General features: G+C 55.5%; 14 protein-coding genes and 4 tRNA genes. 14 read left to right on the top strand and 4 right to left on the bottom strand.

The window, feature by feature from the left end:
• Positions 1 to 56 precede the first annotated feature (56 nt).
• Both GHO32_RS12530 and cysS read left to right on the top strand, forming a co-directional pair.
• Positions 57 to 1,754 carry a glutamine--tRNA ligase/YqeY domain fusion protein gene (locus tag GHO32_RS12530; protein WP_153333560.1) on the top strand — a complete coding sequence of 566 codons (1,698 nt, stop codon included), beginning with the start codon at positions 57 to 59 and terminating at the stop codon, positions 1,752 to 1,754.
• Between the two features lie 21 nt (positions 1,755 to 1,775).
• Positions 1,776 to 3,158, top strand: coding sequence for a cysteine--tRNA ligase (gene cysS / locus GHO32_RS12525; protein ID WP_368668453.1), 1,383 nt, complete (start codon positions 1,776 to 1,778; stop codon positions 3,156 to 3,158).
• Between the two features lie 138 nt (positions 3,159 to 3,296).
• Here the strand turns inward: cysS and folD are convergent, their stop codons facing one another.
• Complete coding sequence (gene folD, locus GHO32_RS12520) at positions 3,297 to 4,151, bottom strand: bifunctional methylenetetrahydrofolate dehydrogenase/methenyltetrahydrofolate cyclohydrolase FolD (protein ID WP_123750075.1); 855 nt, start codon at positions 4,149 to 4,151, stop codon at positions 3,297 to 3,299.
• 280 nt (positions 4,152 to 4,431) lie between these two features.
• Here folD and GHO32_RS12515 point away from each other — a divergent pair.
• The 10 genes from GHO32_RS12515 (at position 4,432) to GHO32_RS12470 (ending at position 14,052) form a co-directional block, all read left to right on the top strand.
• Positions 4,432 to 4,508 (top strand) — tRNA-Arg (locus tag GHO32_RS12515).
• Between the two features lie 41 nt (positions 4,509 to 4,549).
• A tRNA-His gene (locus tag GHO32_RS12510) sits at positions 4,550 to 4,625 on the top strand.
• Between the two features lie 56 nt (positions 4,626 to 4,681).
• A tRNA-Leu gene (locus GHO32_RS12505) sits at positions 4,682 to 4,766 on the top strand.
• A 206-nt stretch (positions 4,767 to 4,972) separates the two neighbouring features.
• Positions 4,973 to 5,048 (top strand) — tRNA-His (locus GHO32_RS12500).
• Positions 5,049 to 5,538: 490 nt separating this feature from the next.
• The gene (gene tig / locus GHO32_RS12495; protein WP_048373030.1) at positions 5,539 to 6,849 is read left to right on the top strand and encodes a trigger factor; all 1,311 of its coding nucleotides are present in this window, start codon (positions 5,539 to 5,541) and stop codon (positions 6,847 to 6,849) included.
• Between the two features lie 91 nt (positions 6,850 to 6,940).
• Positions 6,941 to 7,582 (top strand): ATP-dependent Clp endopeptidase proteolytic subunit ClpP, encoded by a 642-nt coding sequence (gene clpP / locus GHO32_RS12490; RefSeq protein ID WP_048373031.1) that lies wholly within the window; start codon positions 6,941 to 6,943, stop codon positions 7,580 to 7,582.
• Positions 7,583 to 7,688: 106 nt separating this feature from the next.
• Positions 7,689 to 8,972, top strand: a complete 1,284-nt coding sequence (gene clpX, locus GHO32_RS12485; protein ID WP_048373032.1) for an ATP-dependent Clp protease ATP-binding subunit ClpX — start codon at positions 7,689 to 7,691, stop codon at positions 8,970 to 8,972.
• Between the two features lie 163 nt (positions 8,973 to 9,135).
• On the top strand, positions 9,136 to 11,532 hold the full coding sequence (gene lon / locus GHO32_RS12480; RefSeq protein WP_153333562.1) for an endopeptidase La: 2,397 nt from the start codon (positions 9,136 to 9,138) through the stop codon (positions 11,530 to 11,532).
• A gap of 146 nt (positions 11,533 to 11,678) precedes the next feature.
• Positions 11,679 to 11,951, top strand: a complete 273-nt coding sequence (locus GHO32_RS12475; RefSeq protein WP_003183171.1) for an HU family DNA-binding protein — start codon at positions 11,679 to 11,681, stop codon at positions 11,949 to 11,951.
• A 229-nt stretch (positions 11,952 to 12,180) separates the two neighbouring features.
• Complete coding sequence (locus GHO32_RS12470; RefSeq protein ID WP_153333564.1) at positions 12,181 to 14,052, top strand: SurA N-terminal domain-containing protein; 1,872 nt, start codon at positions 12,181 to 12,183, stop codon at positions 14,050 to 14,052.
• 80 nt (positions 14,053 to 14,132) lie between these two features.
• Here GHO32_RS12470 and GHO32_RS12465 read toward each other — a convergent pair whose 3' ends face one another.
• On the bottom strand, positions 14,133 to 15,041 hold the full coding sequence (locus tag GHO32_RS12465; protein WP_153333566.1) for a LysR family transcriptional regulator: 909 nt from the start codon (positions 15,039 to 15,041) through the stop codon (positions 14,133 to 14,135).
• Between the two features lie 2 nt (positions 15,042 to 15,043).
• Between GHO32_RS12465 and GHO32_RS12460 the strand changes: the two genes are divergently transcribed.
• A complete protein-coding gene (locus GHO32_RS12460; RefSeq protein WP_306106467.1) occupies positions 15,044 to 16,414 on the top strand; it encodes an MFS transporter in 1,371 nt (456 codons plus the stop codon).
• Positions 16,415 to 16,459: 45 nt separating this feature from the next.
• Complete coding sequence (locus GHO32_RS12455; protein ID WP_153333569.1) at positions 16,460 to 17,350, top strand: NAD(P)-dependent oxidoreductase; 891 nt, start codon at positions 16,460 to 16,462, stop codon at positions 17,348 to 17,350.
• Between the two features lie 80 nt (positions 17,351 to 17,430).
• On the opposite strand, the gene fabI is transcribed toward GHO32_RS12455, so the two are convergent.
• Positions 17,431 to 18,225 carry an enoyl-ACP reductase FabI gene (fabI, locus tag GHO32_RS12450; RefSeq protein WP_153333571.1) on the bottom strand — a complete coding sequence of 265 codons (795 nt, stop codon included), beginning with the start codon at positions 18,223 to 18,225 and terminating at the stop codon, positions 17,431 to 17,433.
• Between the two features lie 19 nt (positions 18,226 to 18,244).
• Complete coding sequence (locus tag GHO32_RS12445) at positions 18,245 to 19,855, bottom strand: ABC transporter ATP-binding protein (RefSeq protein ID WP_048373042.1); 1,611 nt, start codon at positions 19,853 to 19,855, stop codon at positions 18,245 to 18,247.

The raw sequence follows: 19,855 nt of genomic DNA, 5'->3' as shown, positions 1-19,855 counted from the left end.
CGCTTTGATTTCCGTCGGCCGCTCCAGGCCGCGCACCCGTTACGTTCAAGGATCCTATGAGCAAGCCCACTGTCGACCCCACTCTGAATCCAAAGGCTGGCCCAGCTGTACCGGCCAATTTTCTGCGCCCAATCGTGCAGGCGGACCTTGAATCGGGTAAATGCCAACAGATCGTGACCCGCTTCCCGCCTGAGCCTAACGGCTACTTGCACATTGGCCACGCCAAATCTATTTGCGTGAACTTTGGCCTGGCCGAGGAATTTGGCGGCGTCACGCACTTGCGCTTTGACGACACCAACCCGGCCAAGGAAGACCAGGAATACATCGACGCGATCGAAAGCGACGTGAAGTGGCTGGGCTTCCAGTGGTCTGGCGAAGTGCGCTATGCGTCGCAGTATTTCGATCAGTTGCATGACTGGGCGGTTTACCTGATCAAGGAAGGCAAGGCTTATGTTTGCGACCTGACGCCGGAGCAAGCCAAGGAATACCGTGGCAACCTGACCGAGCCTGGCAAAAACAGCCCGTTCCGTGATCGCAGCGTTGAAGAAAACCTGGACCTGTTTGCGCGCATGAAGGCGGGCGAGTTCGAAGACGGCAAGCGCGTGCTGCGGGCCAAGATCGACATGTCTTCGCCGAACATGAACCTGCGTGACCCGATCATGTATCGCATTCGTCACGCTCATCACCATCAGACCGGTGATAAATGGTGCATCTACCCGAACTATGACTTCACCCATGGTCAGTCGGATGCGATTGAAGGCATTACCCACTCGATCTGCACCCTTGAGTTCGAAGGCCATCGCCCTCTGTATGAGTGGTTCCTCGACAGCCTGCCGGTGCCGAGCAAGCCGCGTCAGTACGAGTTCTCACGCCTGAACCTGAACTACACCATTACCAGCAAGCGCAAGCTCAAGCAACTGGTGGATGAAAAGCACGTTAATGGCTGGGACGACCCGCGCATGTCGACGCTGTCGGGTTTCCGCCGTCGTGGTTACACGCCCAAGTCGATCCGTAACTTCTGCGACATGGTCGGCACCAACCGCTCGGACGGTGTAGTGGATTTCGGCATGCTGGAATTCAGCATCCGTGATGACCTCGATCACAGCGCCCCGCGTGCCATGTGCGTGCTGCGCCCGTTGAAAGTGATCATCACCAACTACCCTGAAGACAAGGTCGAAAACCTTGAGCTGCCTTGCCACCCTAAAGAAGACATGGGTGTGCGCGTGCTGCCATTCGCGCGTGAGATTTACATCGATCGTGACGATTTCATGGAAGAGCCGCCAAAAGGTTACAAGCGCCTTGAGCCTGCGGGCGAAGTGCGTCTGCGCGGCAGCTATGTGATCCGTGCCGATGAAGCAATTAAAGATGCTGACGGCAACATCATTGAGCTGCACTGCTCGTACGACCCAGAAACCCTGGGCAAAAACCCTGAAGGCCGCAAGGTCAAAGGTGTGGTGCACTGGGTGCCGGCGGCTGCCAGCGTCGAGTGTGAAGTGCGTCTGTACGATCGCCTGTTCCGTTCGCCGAACCCTGAAAAGGCCGAGGATGGCGCCAGCTTCCTGGAAAACATCAACCCTGACTCGCTGCAAGTGCTGACCGGTTGTCGTGCTGAACCCTCGCTGGGCAATGCACAGCCGGAAGACCGTTTCCAGTTCGAGCGCGAAGGTTACTTCTGCGCAGATATCAAGGACTCGAAACCAGGTCAGCCGGTATTCAACCGTACCGTGACTCTGCGTGATTCGTGGGGCCAGTGATCAAGTTTTAAGGAAGAGCTCGTGCTAACGATCTACAACACGCTCACCAAGAGCAAAGAAGTTTTCAAGCCTCTGGATGGCAACAAGGTGCGCATGTACGTGTGCGGCATGACCGTGTACGACTATTGCCACCTGGGCCACGGTCGCAGCATGGTTGCCTTCGACCTGGTGACGCGCTGGTTGCGTTTCAGCGGTTACGATTTGACGTATGTGCGCAACATCACCGATATCGATGACAAGATCATCAATCGTGCGAATGAAAACGGTGAAACGTTTGAAGCGCTGACTGAGCGCATGATCGCCGCGATGCACGAAGACGAAGCCCGGCTGAACATCAAGAAACCGGACATGGAGCCGCGTGCCACCGACCATATCGCTAGCATGCACGCGATGATCCAGACCTTGATCGACAAGGGCTATGCCTACGCTCCCGGCAATGGCGACGTGTACTACCGCGTTGCCAAGTTCATGGGGTATGGCAAGCTGTCGCGCAAGAAGATCGAAGACTTGCGCATCGGTGCTCGCATCGAAGTTGACGAGGCCAAAGACGATCCGCTGGACTTCGTGCTGTGGAAAGGCGTCAAGCCGGGCGAGCCAAGCTGGGAGTCGCCGTGGGGTCCAGGGCGTCCGGGCTGGCACATTGAGTGCTCGGTGATGTCGACCTGCTGCTTGGGCGAGACCTTCGATATTCATGGCGGCGGCAGCGATCTGGAATTCCCGCACCATGAAAACGAAATCGCCCAGAGCGAGGCGGCCACGGGTAAAACCTACGCCAATGCCTGGATGCACTGCGGGATGATTCGCATCAATGGCGAGAAGATGTCCAAATCCTTGAACAACTTCTTCACCATTCGCGACGTTCTGGAGAAATATCATCCGGAAGTGGTGCGTTATCTGTTGGTTTCCAGCCACTACCGTAGCTCGATCAACTACTCCGAAGACAACCTCAAGGATGCGAAAGCGGCGCTTGAGCGGTTCTATCACGCACTCAAAGGGTTGCCGAAAGTGGCGCCGGCCGGTGGTGAGGCGTTTGTTGAGCGCTTTACGCACGTGATGAACGATGACTTCGGTACGCCAGAAGCGTGTGCGGTGCTGTTCGAGATGGTTCGCGAGATCAACCGTTTGCGTGAATCGGATGAGTTGGCGGCGGCCAGTTTGGCGGCACGTCTTAAAGAGTTGGCCGATGTGCTGGGTGTCTTGCAGCTCGAAGCCGATGACTTTTTGCAGGCGGGCGCTGAAGGGCGAGTTGATGCGGCGCAAGTTGATGCATTGATTGCAGCTCGTTTGGCCGCGCGCGCGGGCAAGGACTGGGCTGAGTCGGACCGTATCCGCGACCAGCTCACAGCAATGGGCGTTGTGCTGGAAGACGGCAAGGGCGGTACCACCTGGCGTCTGGCTGACTAAAGCGCTCCTACAGAGTTGGCGACATTCCCTGTAGGAGCGAGCTTGATCGCGATCTTTTGATCTTGATTGGGTACAAAGAAAGCGGGCAATAAAAAACGGCACCCTCGGGTGCCGTTTTTTGTTGCGAGACACTAAGGCTTAGCCGTGCAATGTCTCAGCCGCGTACAGCGTATTTTCCAGCAGGCAGGCGCGAGTCATCGGGCCAACACCGCCTGGTACCGGAGTGATCCAGCCGGCGCGGGGCAGGGCGGTCTCGTAAACCACGTCGCCGACCAGCTTGCCATCAGCCTGACGGTTGATGCCAACGTCGATCACGATGGCGCCTTCCTTGATCCACTCACCCTTGACCAGGCCAGGTTTGCCGGCAGCCACGACTACCAGGTCGGCACGACCTACGTGGCCAGCCAGATCCTTGGTGAAGCGGTGGGTCACGGTGACGGTGCAGCCCGCGAGCAGCAGTTCCATGGCCATGGGGCGACCCACAATGTTGGAAGCGCCGACAATAACGGCGTCCATTCCATACAGGTCCTGACCGGTGCTTTCCAGCAGGGTCATGATGCCTTTAGGGGTGCACGGGCGCAGCAATGGAATGCGCTGGGCCAGACGGCCTACGTTGTACGGATGGAAACCGTCGACGTCTTTGTCGGGGCGGATACGCTCCAGCAGGCTGGAAGCGTCCAGGTGTTCTGGCAACGGCAGTTGCAGCAGGATGCCGTCGATGTTTGGGTCGTCATTAAGACGGTCGATCAAATCTGTCAGCGCTTGCTGAGTGGTGTCGGACGGCAGGTCATAGGCCTGTGAGAGAAAGCCTACCTCTTCGCAGTCTTTACGCTTGTGCGAAACATAAACCTGGGAGGCAGGATCGCTGCCGACCAGAATCACTGCCAGACCAGGAGTGCGCAGGCCTTGCTCGTGACGCTCGGCGACGCGTTTGGCAATCTGCTTGCGCAGGTTGGCGGCGATCGCTTTGCCGTCGATTAGTTGTGCAGTCATTACGCGTGATTAACCATCGTAAAGGGTGGAGAAAGGACGTGCATTCTCGCATGCCGTGGCGTACGGGCAAAGGCGCTTGGTCTGCTAATTCCCCTAACTCCTTTATATTTCTGAACTTTTTTGAAAAAACAGTTGACGACTTTCAGGGTCGTCTATAACATTCGTCGCACTTGTCGGGCACAGCCTAGCACTGGTTAAGAAGGTAGAGCGAAGTTGTTGTCCAGCTTGGTGATACTGAAAGCACTTAGTTTGTAATCGTCACAGAGTACAGATTAATAAGGCGCCCGTAGCTCAGCTGGATAGAGCATCCGCCTTCTAAGCGGATGGTCGCAGGTTCGAGTCCTGCCGGGTGCGCCATTAGGCAGCTTTGGCACAAGTAAGGCAGCAAAGGCAATATGGTGGGCGTAGCTCAGTTGGTAGAGCACGGGATTGTGACTCCCGTTGTCGAGGGTTCGATCCCCTTCGTCCACCCCATATTTAGAAGGACGCCAGATTAATAATCTGGCGTCTTTGCTTCAAAAGTTTGAAATGCGGATGTGGTGGAATTGGTAGACACACTGGATTTAGGTTCCAGCGCCGCAAGGTGTGAGAGTTCGAGTCTCTCCGTCCGCACCAAATTTGGTTTCGCAATGTATCGCTGTGCGAAACCATTGAGAAAGCCGCCTGTGGCGGCTTTTTTATTGTGCAACAGGGGCTGTATCAGCAACTTGGCGCACAGGTAATGAGTCTTCAGTTCACCGGTTCAGCGGGTGGCCTATTGATACATTGCTGGCTTGACTGATCAAGCAAGGCTTGTTGAGTCAGGTGCAACATGCAATATGGTGGGCGTAGCTCAGTTGGTAGAGCACGGGATTGTGACTCCCGTTGTCGAGGGTTCGATCCCCTTCGTCCACCCCATATTTAAAAAAAACGCCAGATTAACAATCTGGCGTTTTTGTTTTTTACGTTTAAAAAAGCGACTGCAGTTCGACCTCACGTGTTAAGACTGTGTCGTCATAAGGCCTTGATGCTTAAGTCTATTCGCTGCATCCAGGCAGGCATTTTGCTCGTCAAACCCTAAAAAGCGCAGGACCTGAAAAGGCATGCGCTTTTTTTTGGTTTAAAAAGTTTAAGCGGTTCAGGGGTGGGTGCACGTGGTGTTGGGTGGCATTTGTCAGGCGCATGTGTGTTCTCTGCTTCTATATAGAAGGCTCTGAACGGGGTCGTGTGTAAAGGTTTGTGTATTTTGAGCGGGTTAAGCAAATCATTGCTTGTGCTTAATAATGTACCGGTCGTTTCTATGTGCGATTTGGGTAGGGTGACTTCTTGAGTTTGACCCACTAGAATGCATGCCCTTGATTATGGGGTCGGAAACGGCCGGCTAATGTCTGTGCAACGAGGAATATCCATGCAAGTTTCTGTTGAAAATACTTCCGCTCTTGAGCGTCGCATGACCATTGGCGTGCCAGCTGAGCGTATTGAGGCTGAAGTCAACAAGCGTCTGCAACAGACTGCCCAAAAGGCCAAAATCCCGGGCTTCCGTCCAGGCAAAGTGCCAATGAGCGTGATCCGTCAGCGCTACGAAGCTGATGCGCGTCAAGAAGCGCTGGGCAACGTGATCCAGGCTTCCTTCTACGAAGCAGTGGTTGAGCAGAAGCTGAACCCGGCTGGCGCACCGTCGGTTGAGCCTAAAGTCTTCGAGAAAGGCAAAGATCTGGAATACATCGCGACATTCGAAGTGTTCCCTGAATTCGAAGTGACGGGTCTGGATACCATCGCCGTCGAGCGCCTGAGCGCCGAAGTGGCTGAAGCTGACCTGGACAAAATGCTGGACGTGCTGCGCAAGCAGAACACCCGCTTTGAAGTAACTGAGCGTGCTGCTCAGAACGAAGACCAACTGAACATCGATTTCGTTGGCAAGGTTGATGGCGAAGTATTCGCTGGCGGTTCCGCCAAGGGTACTCAGCTGGTTCTGGGCTCGGGCCGTATGATCCCCGGCTTTGAAGAAGGTCTGGTTGGCGCTAAAGCAGGCGAAGAACGCGTTCTGACCCTGACTTTCCCGGAGGACTACCAGAACCTGGACCTGGCAGGCAAAACTGCTGAGTTCACCGTGACCGTGAACACTGTTTCTGAGCCTAAGCTGCCAGAACTGAACGAAGAATTCTTCGCTCAATTCGGTATCAAAGAAACCGGTATCGAAGGTTTCCGCACCGAAGTTCGCAAGAACATGGAGCGTGAGCTGCGTCAGGCGATCAAATCCAAAGTTAAAAATCAGGTAATGGACGGCTTGCTGGCTGCCAACCCGATTGAAGTGCCAAAAGCACTGCTGTCCAACGAAGTTGATCGTCTGCGCGTGCAGGCTGTTCAGCAATTCGGTGGCAACATCAAGCCTGACCAACTGCCTGCCGAGCTGTTCGAAGAACAAGCCAAGCGCCGCGTTGTACTGGGTCTGATCGTTGCTGAAGTGGTTAAGCAGTTCGATCTGAAGCCTGACGAAGATCGCGTTCGCGACATGATTCAGGAAATGGCTTCCGCTTACCAGGAGCCAGAGCAGGTTGTAGCGTGGTACTACAAAAATGATCAGCAATTGAACGAGGTTCGTTCTGTTGTGCTGGAAGAACAAGTTGTGGATACTGTTCTGCAGAAGGCTAAGGTGACCGATAAAGCGGTCTCTTACGAAGAAGCTGTCAAGCCGGTGGAAGCTCCACAAGCCGACTGATTTGTGATTCGTTAGAAAACACAACCATAAGCCAGCCTCGAGCTGGCTTATGCGTATTCCAGACAAGACTTTTTGGGAGTGACTGCCGGACATGTCCCGCAATTCTTATATTCAGCAGAACTCTGACATTCAGGCCGCAGGCGGCCTGGTCCCGATGGTTGTTGAGCAATCTGCTCGTGGCGAACGCGCCTACGACATCTATTCGCGCCTTTTGAAGGAGCGGATCATCTTCCTGGTAGGCCCTGTCGAAGACTACATGGCCAACCTGGTAGCTGCGCAGTTGCTTTTCCTTGAAGCCGAAAACCCGGACAAGGACATCCATCTGTACATCAACTCCCCAGGTGGCTCGGTGACTGCAGGCATGTCGATCTACGACACCATGCAGTTCATCAAGCCAGACGTGTCGACTATCTGCATTGGTCAGGCCTGCAGCATGGGCGCTTTCCTGCTGGCCGGTGGCGCACCGGGCAAGCGTCATTGCCTGCCTAACTCGCGCATGATGATTCACCAGCCACTGGGCGGTTTCCAGGGCCAGGCGTCGGATATCGACATCCATGCCAAAGAAATCCTCAACATCCGTCATCGCTTGAACTCGTTGCTGGCCCATCACACCGGTCAGTCGCTGGAAACCATCGAGCGTGACACAGAGCGTGACAACTTCATGAGCGCTGAGCGTGCAGCCGAATACGGTTTGATCGACTCTGTGTTCAGCAAGCGTCAAATGCCCGCTTAAGCAGCCCAAATGTAGGTGGTTGGATTAACCGACCACCTGCGGGCTTGAAAAAGCCCGCAGTTGCCTTCATCTTGTGTTGCAAGCCTATCGGATTTGGATCGATCGAATGACTGACACCCGCAACGGCGAGGACAACGGCAAATTGCTCTATTGCTCCTTCTGTGGCAAAAGCCAGCATGAAGTGCGCAAATTGATTGCCGGCCCCTCGGTGTTTATCTGCGACGAATGCGTCGACTTGTGCAACGACATCATCCGTGAGGAGGTGCAGGAAGCCCAAGCCGAAAGCAGCGCGCATAAATTACCTTCGCCAAAAGAAATCAGCGGCATCCTTGATCAATACGTGATTGGTCAGGAACGTGCCAAAAAGGTTTTGGCTGTAGCGGTCTACAACCACTACAAGCGCCTGAACCAGCGTGACAAAAAGAACGACGACGTCGAGCTCGGCAAGAGCAACATCCTGCTGATCGGACCTACCGGCTCGGGTAAAACCCTGCTGGCCGAAACCTTGGCTCGTCTGCTGAACGTACCTTTCACCATCGCTGATGCCACTACACTGACCGAAGCCGGTTATGTGGGTGAAGATGTTGAAAACATCATTCAGAAGTTGCTGCAAAAATGCGATTACGACGTAGAAAAAGCCCAAATGGGTATCGTCTACATCGATGAAATCGACAAGATTTCGCGCAAATCTGACAACCCTTCGATTACCCGTGATGTTTCCGGCGAAGGCGTGCAGCAAGCGTTGCTGAAACTGATCGAAGGCACCGTGGCTTCCGTACCGCCTCAAGGTGGTCGCAAGCACCCGCAGCAAGAGTTCTTGCAGGTTGATACCCGCAACATTCTGTTCATCTGCGGCGGCGCATTCTCGGGCCTTGAAAAGGTTGTGCAGGCGCGCTCGACTCGCGGCGGCATCGGCTTCAGTGCCGAAGTTCGCAGCAAGGAAGAGGGCAAGAAAGTTGGCGAATCGCTGCGTGAAGTCGAACCTGACGATCTGGTCAAGTTCGGTCTGATCCCGGAATTTGTCGGCCGTCTGCCGGTTCTGGCTACCCTGGACGAACTGGATGAAGCTGCACTGATCCAGATTCTGACTGAGCCCAAGAACGCGCTGACCAAGCAATACGGCAAGCTGTTCGAGATGGAAGGCGTTGACCTTGAGTTCCGTGCAGACGCACTGAAAGCAGTGGCCAAGCGCGCCCTTGAGCGCAAGACCGGTGCTCGTGGTCTGCGTTCGATTCTCGAAAGCGTACTGCTCGATACCATGTATGAAATCCCCTCGCAGTCCGAGGTGAGTAAAGTGGTTATCGACGAAAGCGTTATAGAAGGTAAGTCCCAACCGTTGTTTATTTACGAAAGCAACGAAGTGGCTGCCAAGGCTGCACCTGACGCGTAAATGTATTGCTGCGTATGACATATTGCGTGTTAAAGAAGGGGCCTTCGGGCCCCTTTGTTTTTCCTGTCGCTCAGTGCTTGTTTTTTTTCGAGACAGCCCCCATCTTGGCTTCAAGCTTACTTCCACCTGATTACGGCCTTATGGCCGCCGTAGAGGCGAAATCATGAAGACAACCATCGAATTGCCTCTCCTGCCATTGCGTGATGTCGTTGTTTATCCGCACATGGTTATCCCACTGTTCGTGGGACGTGAGAAATCAATCGAGGCCCTTGAGGCTGCGATGACGGGCGACAAGCAGATTCTGCTGTTGGCTCAGAAAAATCCTGCAGACGATGACCCGGGCGAAGACGCGCTATATCGTGTAGGTACGATTGCAACGGTCCTGCAACTGCTCAAGCTGCCGGACGGTACCGTTAAAGTACTGGTTGAGGGCGAGCAGCGTGGCGCTGTGGAGCACTTCGGCCAGGCAGATGGCTACCTGAGCGCCGAAGTCTCGCTGATTGACGAAGTGGCCGTAGCAGAGCGTGAGTCCGAAGTCTTCGTACGCAGCTTGCTCTCGCAGTTCGAACAGTACGTACAGTTGGGCAAAAAGGTCCCGGCTGAGGTGTTGTCTTCGCTCAACAGCATTGATGAGCCGAGCCGTCTGGTAGACACCATGTCTGCCCACATGGCCCTCAAAATCGAGCAAAAGCAGGAAATCCTCGAAATCATCAACCTGCAAGACCGGGTTGAGCATGTGCTGGCGTTGCTGGATGCCGAGATCGACTTGCTGCAAGTTGAAAAGCGCATTCGTGGCCGTGTCAAAAAGCAGATGGAGCGCAGCCAGCGCGAGTACTACCTGAATGAGCAAATGAAAGCCATTCAGAAAGAGCTGGGTGACGGTGACGAAGGTCACAATGAAATCGAAGAGCTGAAAAAACGCATTGATGAAGCGGGCTTGCCCAAAGATGCGATGACCAAGGCCCAGGCTGAGCTGAACAAGCTCAAACAAATGTCGCCAATGTCGGCAGAAGCGACCGTCGTGCGCTCCTACATCGACTGGCTGGTGCAGGTGCCTTGGAAGGCTCAAAGCAAAGTGCGTCTGGATCTCAAGCGCGCTGAAGATATTCTGGATGCCGACCACTACGGCCTGGAAGAAGTCAAAGAGCGGATCCTCGAATATCTAGCCGTGCAAAAGCGCGTTAAGAAAATTCGCGGTCCTGTGCTGTGCCTGGTAGGGCCGCCTGGCGTGGGTAAAACCTCGCTGGCAGAATCCATTGCCCACGCGACAAACCGCAAGTTTGTACGCATGGCCTTGGGTGGCGTGCGTGATGAAGCTGAAATCCGCGGTCACCGCCGGACTTACATCGGTTCTATGCCGGGCCGATTGATTCAAAAGATGACCAAGGTTGGGGTGCGCAACCCGCTGTTCCTGCTCGATGAAATCGACAAAATGGGCAGCGACATGCGTGGCGACCCGGCGTCGGCCCTGCTTGAGGTGCTGGACCCGGAGCAAAACCACAACTTCAACGACCATTACCTTGAGGTCGATTACGACCTGTCGGACGTCATGTTCCTGTGCACCTCGAACTCCATGAACATCCCGCCAGCCTTGCTGGACCGGATGGAAGTGATTCGTCTGCCGGGCTACACCGAAGACGAAAAGATCAACATCGCGGTCAAATACCTCGCTCCGAAACAAATTGAAGCGAATGGTTTGAAGAAAGGCGAGCTGGCTTTCGATAACGCGGCCATCCGCGACATCATCCGTTATTACACCCGTGAAGCCGGTGTGCGGGGCCTTGAGCGTCAAATTGCGAAGATCTGCCGCAAGGCCGTGAAGGAACATGCACTGGAAAAACGCTTTGCCGTCACCGTGACGCCGGAGCTGTTGGAGCACTTCCTTGGCGTAAGAAAATTCAGCTATGGCTTGGCAGAACAGGAAGATCAAATCGGTCAAGTGACGGGCCTGGCCTGGACGCAAGTGGGTGGCGAATTGCTCACCATTGAGTCGGCTGTCGTGCCTGGCAAAGGCCAGTTGATCAAGACCGGTTCGCTGGGTGATGTGATGGTTGAGTCCATTACTGCAGCGTTGACGGTGGTCCGCAGCCGCGCCAAGAGTCTCGGTATCCCATTGGATTTCCACGAGAAACGTGACATCCACATTCACATGCCTGAAGGCGCCACGCCTAAAGATGGCCCTAGCGCGGGTGTAGGAATGTGCACTGCATTGGTGTCGGCACTTACGCTGATTCCTGTGCGAGCTGATGTTGCAATGACCGGTGAAATTACCCTTCGTGGTCAGGTACTGGCCATCGGCGGTCTTAAGGAAAAACTCCTGGCAGCCCATCGCGGTGGAATCAAAACGGTCATTATTCCTGAAGAGAATGTCCGCGATCTGAAGGAAATTCCTGACAACATCAAGCAGGATCTTCAGATTAAACCGGTTAAATGGATTGACGAGGTCCTGCAAATTGCGCTGCAATACGCCCCGGAGCCCTTGCCAGATGTGGCTCCTGAGATTGTTGCCAAGGAAGAGAAGCGCGAGTCTGACTCTAAGGAAAGAATTAGCACGCATTAATACGAATTTGCCTGAGGGGCTTTCTTGACGCTGTATAGAGCCCTTGTTATAAAGCGGCTCTATAAGTGTCCGTAATACTCAGGCAAACGTTTAGCTTTACCAAAAAACTTTAGAAACATACTCAGACAGATATAAGGGGACTTAGAGTGAACAAGTCGGAACTGATTGATGCTATCGCTGCATCTGCTGATATCCCGAAAGCTGCCGCTGGCCGTGCGCTGGACGCAGTAATCGAATCCGTCACTGGCGCTCTTAAGGCCGGCGACTCTGTGGTACTGGTTGGTTTCGGTACTTTCTCTGTGACCGATCGCCCTGCTCGCACAGGTCGTAACCCACAGACTGGTAAAACGCTGGAAATTCCTGCCGCTAAAAAACCAGGCTTCAAAGCCGGTAAAGCGCTGAAAGAAGCGGTTAACTAAGTTTCTGTAACACTTTTTACCCAACCGGGTCAGGCGCACGCCAGGCTTGGCAGCGGAGCGGTTGTACCGTCGATGGTTATGTTGACGTGTTACGCCGAGGGTCGCGGGTTCGAGCCCGGTCCGCTCCGCCAGTTACGAGAAGGCGCATCCTCGGATGCGCCTTTCTTCTATCCGGACTCTACCCACGCTCCACGGTTGCTCATTGTGCAAGACCGTTTCTGGGGGAAGCATGCTGCAAAATATCAGGGACAATTCACAAGGCTGGATTGCCAAGACCATCATCGGTGTCATCGTCGCGTTGATGGCGTTGACCGGTTTCGATGCGATTTTTCAAGCCACCTCTCACAGCAAGGATGCGGCCAAAGTAAACGGTGAAGAAATCACCCAGGTTGAGCTCAGCCAGGCTGTCGACATGCAACGTCGTCAGTTGATGCAACAACTGGGCAAGGATTTCGACCCTGCATTGCTGGACGAAAAAATGCTGCACGATGCAGCCCTTAAAGGGTTGATCGACCGCAAGCTGTTGCTGCAAGGCGCCAACCAGGCCAAGTTCTCCTTCTCGGAAGCGGCTTTGGACCAGGTTATCCTGCAAACACCAGAGTTCCAGGACAATGGCCAGTTCAGCCCTGAACGTTTCGACCAGGTGATTCGTCAGCTGGGTTACGGCCGACTGCAATTTCGCGAGATGCTGGGTCAGGAAATGCTGATTGGTCAGTTGCGTGCCGGTTTGGCAGGCAGCGGTTTCGTGACCGACGAAGAAGTGAACGCGTTTGCCCGTCTTGAGAAGCAAACCCGTGATTTCGCCACCCTGAACATCAAGGCTGATCCAGCTGCGGTGAAGGTCAGCGATGACGAGGTCAAGGCTTACTACGACGAGCACGCCAAAGAGTTCATGACCCCTGATCAGGTGGTGATTGATTACATCGAATTGAAGAAGTCCGCCTTCTTCGACCAGGTGGCAGTCAAAGATGATGAGCTGCAAGCGCTTTATCAGAAAGAAATCGCAAACCTCGCCGAACAGCGCCGCGCTGCGCACATCCTGATTGAAGTCAACGACAAGGTCAGCGACGCGCAAGCCAAAGCCAAAATTGAAGACATTCAACAGCGCTTGGCCAAAGGCGAAAGCTTCGAGGCACTGGCCAAAGAGTTCTCCCAAGACCCGGGTTCGGCTGCCAACGGCGGTGACCTTGGCTTTGCTGGCCCAGGTGTCTACGACCCAACGTTTGAGACGGCTGTCTATGCGTTGAAAAAAGATCAGGTATCGGAGCCGGTGCGTACCAGCTTTGGTTACCACTTGATCAAGCTGTTGGGCGTTGAGGCACCCGAAGTGCCGAGCTTTGCCAGCTTGAAAGACAAACTGACCCGTGATCTTAAAACCCAGCAGGTTGAGCGTCGCTTCGTCGATGCAACCAAGCAACTGGAAGACTCGGCTTTCGAAGCATCCGATCTGGCCCAGCCGGCGCAAGAGCTGAACCTGACCGTTCACACCTCGGCACCGTTTGGTCGTGAGGGTGGCGAAGGCATCGCTGCCAACCGCGCTGTGGTTCAAGCCGCATTCAGCACCGAAGTGATGGATGAAGGCGCGAACAGCACCGCACTTGAGCTTGACCCTGAGACCGTTGTGGTTCTGCGTGTTAAAGAGCACCGCAAGCCAGAGCAACTGCCTCTGGAAGCCGTTGCCTCGAGCGTTCATGCACATCTGGTCAAAGAGCAGGCCGCTGCCGCGGCTAAAGCCAAGGCTGAAGGCATCATCAAAGATTTGCGCGATGGCAAGCTGGCGTTGAACCAGCCGGTTGCTGGCCAGTCGTGGAAAGTTGATGAAGCCGTCACCCGTGGTCAGGACGGTATTGATCCTGTCGTGCTGCAAGCGGTCTTCCGCATGCCTAAGCCGGCAGCCAAGGACAAGCCGACCTTTAGCACCGTTAGCCTGGCTGATGGCACCGTTGTCGTACTGCGCCTCAATGGCGTAAACGATGATGCGAAGCCAACCGACGAAGAGAAAGCCTCTTACCGTCGCTTCCTGGCGTCACGTGCGGGTCAGCAAGACTTTGCCGCCTACCGCAAGCAGTTGGAAAACGAAGCTAAGGTTGAGCGTTACTAAGCCCTCAGCATCGCTTCGCTAAAAATGGCCGCTCATTGAGCGGCCATTTTTTTTGCGGTCCAAACGCTGACACAACACCCTTATTTGATCAAGTCCATCACAAAGCTGAGCAGGGCGCGAGTTTTGGCCGGGACGTGATGGCGTGACGGGTAGTAGGCGTAGAGCGGGAATTGCTGGTCCGACCATTCAGGGAACAGTTGCACCAACTGATTTGATGAGGTGTATTGCTCAATCCCCAGTTCGAATAGCTGGGCAATGCCCAGGCCTGCCAGGCAGGCGCTGTAGACCGTTCCTGGGTCATTGACCGTGAGTTGCCCCTGAGGCTTCACGATCAATTGTTTACGCTGCTGGTGAAACTCCCAGGCAAACGGTTTTCCCGTCACAGGTTCCCGGAAAAGAATGCAGCGGTGAGGCGTATTTTCCAGTTCACGTGGATGTGTCGGATGTCCAAAACGTTCTAAGTAGGCCGGCGATGCCATGGCCAAAACCCGAGTATCGAACAGTTTTCGGGCGACAAGCGACGATGGGAGAGGGTGCCCAAAGCGCAGCGCCAGATCAAAGCCATCTGCCACCAGATCTCCCAGATCTTCCTTGCTGCGCATGTCCAGTTCCAAGTCCGGGTAGGTATCCAGAAAAGGCCCCAGTCGCGGCCCGAGGATGAAGCGTGCGAATAGCGGGTCGACATTGATGCGCAGGCGGCCCTGGACCATTTGTGCGTCACCGGCGGCGCTGCTGGTGACCTCGGTCAGAGCGCCGATCAAAGGCATCACCTGCTCGTAAAAATGACGACCTTCTTCGGTCAGCCTGACTGATCGTGTGGTGCGCTCGAAAATCCGGATCCCCAACCGGGTTTCCAGTCGGGCGACGGCTCTGCTGACACCGGACTGGGACATGTCCAGCACTTGGGCTGCGCCGCCAAAACTGCGTGTGTCGACCACTGCGGCCATGACATCCACGCCTTCAAGCAGTTGGGGGCTGAACGCTCGCATTAATGACTCCGGGGCATGGATATTGTGACTCTCATGCTATCGCACTTCTGCGAAGTAAATCCCACACTGGCTCTCGCTCAGCACACCACATCCATCGGGTGTGTTGGCCTTTCCCATCGCCATTCATTCGGGATGAAATGATGCAATCGATAGTTACAGATTCAAGCCCTGATCCTTCAGTGTCGCAACACCACGGGATGAAGGTCTCTAAAGGGCGAAGTGCAAGCGCTGTGCTCGCTTTAAGCCTGGGGTGCTTTTCTTTTGTCAGCACAGAACTCATGCCGGTCGGTGTTCTGCCGGCACTGGCCCAAGGGCTGCACGTCTCGCTGGGCGTTGCAGGCTACCTGGTCACGATCTTTGCTTTCATGGTGGCCCTCACTGCCGCACCTCTCACCAGCCTGTTGGGGCACATCAACCGTAAAACCCTGATGTCTGGCCTTCTGGCCGTATGTTGCATCGGTAATCTGATTACCTTTCTGGCCTCGGGTTATTTCGTTGTGTTCATCGGCCGAATTCTGGTTGCCGCTGCCATTGGTGTGTTCTGGTCGACCGCGGTTGTCACCGCCGTGCACCTGGTTGCTGCCCGCAATGCGGTGCGCGCGACGTCTATCGTGTTCGGCGGCGTTTCGCTGGCCGCCGTACTCGGCGTTCCTGCGGGGTCCATGTTGGGCGATCTCTATGGGTGGCGCGCGGTATTCGCGGCACTCTCTGTGCTGAGCCTGATCGTGTTCATGCTGATTGTCTGGTCTGTCCCGGCTGTGCGTATTTCTCGAACGGCCAAACGCGGGGCCATGTCGTCTGTGCTCAAGAGTCGCTCTTTGCTGGCGATTTTTGGGATCACCGCCTTCGTCGTGACCGGTAACTTTCTGGCTTACACCTACATTGCACCGTACCTCGAGCAGGTTGCCAGGCAGAGTGCCGCGCAGATCAGCTTGCTCCTGCTGGTTTACGGCGCTGCTGGCGTGGTCACCAACTTTGCCATCGGGCCTTTTGCTGCACGAGCGCCACGGGCCAGTCTGGGAGTAGTGACGGTTCTGCTTGGCGTGAGCCTGGCAAGCCTGAATACCGCTGCGCTTAGCCACACCGCGGTCATTGTCACGCTTGCGACCTGGGGCGCGGCCTACGGTGCACTTCCCGTCTTGCTGCAGACCTTGGTGTTTAAAGAGGCATCCAAAATCGAAGGCGGTGCAGACGCGGCCACCTCTATCAACGTCTCTGTATTCAATGCCGCTATCGGGTTGGGCTCTCTGGTTGGGGGGCTGTTGATCAATCTGGTCGGCCCGTTGCCCATACCGTTTGTATCGGCAGCTTTCGCGTTGGCCGGGCTTGCGGTGCTGTTTGTCAGTCGCGAGCGCAAAGCCCGCAGGTCTTGATGCTATTTGTTTTCTCTACACACTTATCAAGCAGGTTGTTAAAGCATGAGCAACATTACAGTACTGGGCCTGGGGGCGATGGGGTCGCGGATGGCCGCTCGACTGATCGCCGCCGGGCATAAGGTCACGGTCTGGAACCGCACGGGCCGGGCTGCGCAACCGTTGGTTGACTTGGGCGCCACCCTGGCAGCGTCGCCAAGGGACGCCAGCCAAGGCGCTGAGTTTGTAATCGCCATGCTGCGTGACGATGAAGTGTCGCGTTTCGTATGGCTGGATCCGGAGTGTGGGGCGCTCGCGGGTATGTCACCCGACACTGTCGCAATCGAGAGTTCCACCCTGACGTCGGGCTGGATACAGATGCTGGGTGCGCAGATGCAGCATCAACAGGTATCACTGCTGGAGGCACCGGTCTCCGGGTCCCGGTTGCAGGCTGATACAGGGCAGTTGACCTACCTGATCGGCGGGGACGCACAGGTGCTTGATCGTTGTCGTCCTGTGCTGGGTGCATTGGGTTCTGGTATCCACCATACCGGTGCATTGGGGCATGGGGCGCTCACCAAGCTCGCAACCAATGCCTTGTTAGGCATACAAGTAACCGGTTTGGCTGAGATCATCGGCATGCTTAAGCGCAGTGGCGCCGATGCCTCGTACGTGTTGGCCGCGATGGCAGGCACTTCTGTCTGGGCGCCGGTTGCCACTTACCTTGCCAGTACGATGCTGGCAGAGAACTTCGCCCCGCAGTTTCCCGTAGAGCTCATCGAGAAAGACTTCGGGTACGTGTTGAATGAGGCTGGTCTTTCCAGGGATGCACCGACCATCGCTGCGGCACATGGGGTGTTTCAACAGGCAATGGCGCAAGGGCAGGGTGCAGAGAACATGACGAGCGTCGTGCGGCTATTTACCGCGCAGCATGCGCCTGGTGAGCCAGATAGCTGACGCGGGCTGTGAGCCCAAACAAAAAACGCCCGGTGCAGACTCTGTACCGGGCGTTTTTATTGGCGATTGCGCCGAAGCAATTACTCTTCGAGGCTGCCCATAGCGGTGGTGTTGAAGCCGCCGTCTACGTACATGATTTCGCCGCTGATGCCCGAGGCCAGGTCGGAACACAGGAAGGCGCCGGCGTTGCCGACTTCTTCGATGGTTACGTTACGGCGCAGCGGGGTTTGAGCTTCGTTGGCTGCCAGCATTTTGCGGAAGTTCTTGATGCCCGAAGCGGCCAGGGTGCGGATCGGACCGGCTGACACGCAGTTAACGCGAGTGCCTTCCGGGCCCAGGCTGCCTGCCAGGTAACGTACACCGGCTTCCAGGCTGGCTTTGGCCATGCCCATCACGTTGTAGTTAGGCATGGTGCGCTCGGCACCCAGGTAGGACAGGGTCAGCAGGCTGCCATTGCGGCCTTTCATCAGTGGGCGACCGGCTTTGGCCAAGGCCACGAAGCTGTAGGCGCTGATGTCGTGAGCGATGCGGAAGCCTTCACGGGTGGTGGCGTCGGTGAAGTCGCCGTCCAGTTGGTCGCCAGGGGCGAAACCTACGGAGTGGACGATGCAGTCCAGGCCGTCCCACTTCTTGCTCAGGTCTTCGAAAACCTTGGCGATTTCTTCATCGCTGGCAACGTCGCAAGGGAAGCACAGTTCCGGGCCAGAGCCCCAGCCTGCGGCGAACTCTTCAACGCGGCCTTTAAGCTTTTCGTTCTGATAAGTGAAGGCAAGTTCAGCGCCTTCACGGTGCATGGCGGCAGCAATGCCAGAAGCGATGGACAATTTGCTGGCGACACCGACGATCAGGACGCGCTTACCGGCGAGAAAACCCATGTGTTGTTCCTCTATCAGGTTAATCGACAGCCACTGGTGCCAAAAAGGCGGCTTCCAGCAGCTGTTGTGTATATGGATGTTGCGGTGAGGCAAAGATACTTTGCGCATCACCCTGTTCGACCACTTGGCCATGCTTGACCACCATCAGTTGGTGGCTCAGCGCTTTGACTACCGCCAGGTCATGGCTGATAAACAAATATGTCAGGTTGTACTTGGTTTGCAGCGAGCGTAACAACTCGACTACCTGGCGTTGTACTGTGCGGTCCAACGCTGAGGTTGGCTCGTCCAGCAGAATCAACGCCGGTTTTAATACCAGTGCCCGGGCGATGGCGATTCGTTGCCGTTGCCCGCCAGAAAACTCGTGAGGGTAGCGGTGTCGGGTTTCCGGATCCAGACCTACTTCTCGCAAGGCTTCAATAATTGCCTTTTCCTGCTCTTCAGGTGTACCCATACGGTGAATGCGCAAACCTTCACCGACGATCTCGCTGACGCTCATGCGTGGGCTGAGACTGCCAAACGGGTCCTGAAATACCACCTGCATTTCTCTGCGCAGGGGTCTTACTTCCTGGCGTGACATGCAGTCTAACCGTTTGCCTTCAAAACGGATCAATCCTTCGCTGCCAATCAGGCGCAAAATCGCCAGGCCCAGCGTCGATTTTCCTGATCCGCTTTCTCCCACAATCCCCAGGGTCTGCCCTTGAGGCAGGCTGAAGTTAATCCCGTCGACCGCTTTGACGTAATCCACGGTTTTGCGTAACAAGCCTTTTTTGATCGGGAACCACACTTTGAGGTCCTCGACTTCCAGCAACGGCGCCCCGGCAAGCGTGCCAGCCGGGCCTCCGCTGGGCTCTGCGCTGAGCAGTTCCCGGGTGTACGGATGCTGTGGTGAACGAAACAATTGCTCACACGATGCTTGTTCGACGATGCAACCGCGCTGCATGACACATACTCTGTGCGCAATTCGTCGAACCAGGTTCAAATCGTGACTGATCAGTAGCAGCGACATGCCCAGACGCGCCTGTAATTCCTTGAGCAATTCGAGGATTTTCAGTTGAACGGTGACGTCCAGTGCGGTGGTGGGTTCGTCGGCAATTAACAGTTCGGGTTCATTGGCCAGGGCCATGGCGATCATCACACGCTGGCGCTGACCACCTGACAGCTCGTGTGGCAGCGCTTTAAGGCGTTTGTGCGGCTCAGGGATGCCCACCAGCTCAAGCAGCTCCAGCGTGCGCAAGGTGGCCTCTTTGCCGGTCAGGCCTTTGTGAATGCCCAGCACTTCATTGATTTGTTTTTCAATGCTGTGCAGCGGGTTCAGCGAGGTCATGGGCTCCTGAAAAATCATGGCAATGCGGTTGCCGCGAATATGCCGCAGCTTTTTCTCATCCAGGTGCAGCAGGTCTTGCCCGGCATACTCAATGCTGCCGTGTGGATGGCGCGCCATGGGGTAGGGCAGCAGCCGCAGAATGGAGTGTGCGGTCACCGATTTACCGGAGCCGCTTTCGCCAACCAGTGCCAGGGTTTCGCCGCGTTTGATATCGAAATTGATGCCTTGCACAACACGGTGTGATTGTTCGCCGGTGACAAACTCAACGGCGAGATCACGCACTTCGATCAGAATGTCCTGCGTCAT

It is taken from the genome of Pseudomonas sp. FSL R10-2189 (assembly GCF_009600325.1).
Taxonomy (GTDB): domain Bacteria; phylum Pseudomonadota; class Gammaproteobacteria; order Pseudomonadales; family Pseudomonadaceae; genus Aquipseudomonas; species Aquipseudomonas helleri.
The sequence above is the reverse complement of the archived record's forward strand: the minus strand, read 5'-3'. Positions and strand labels throughout refer to the sequence as shown.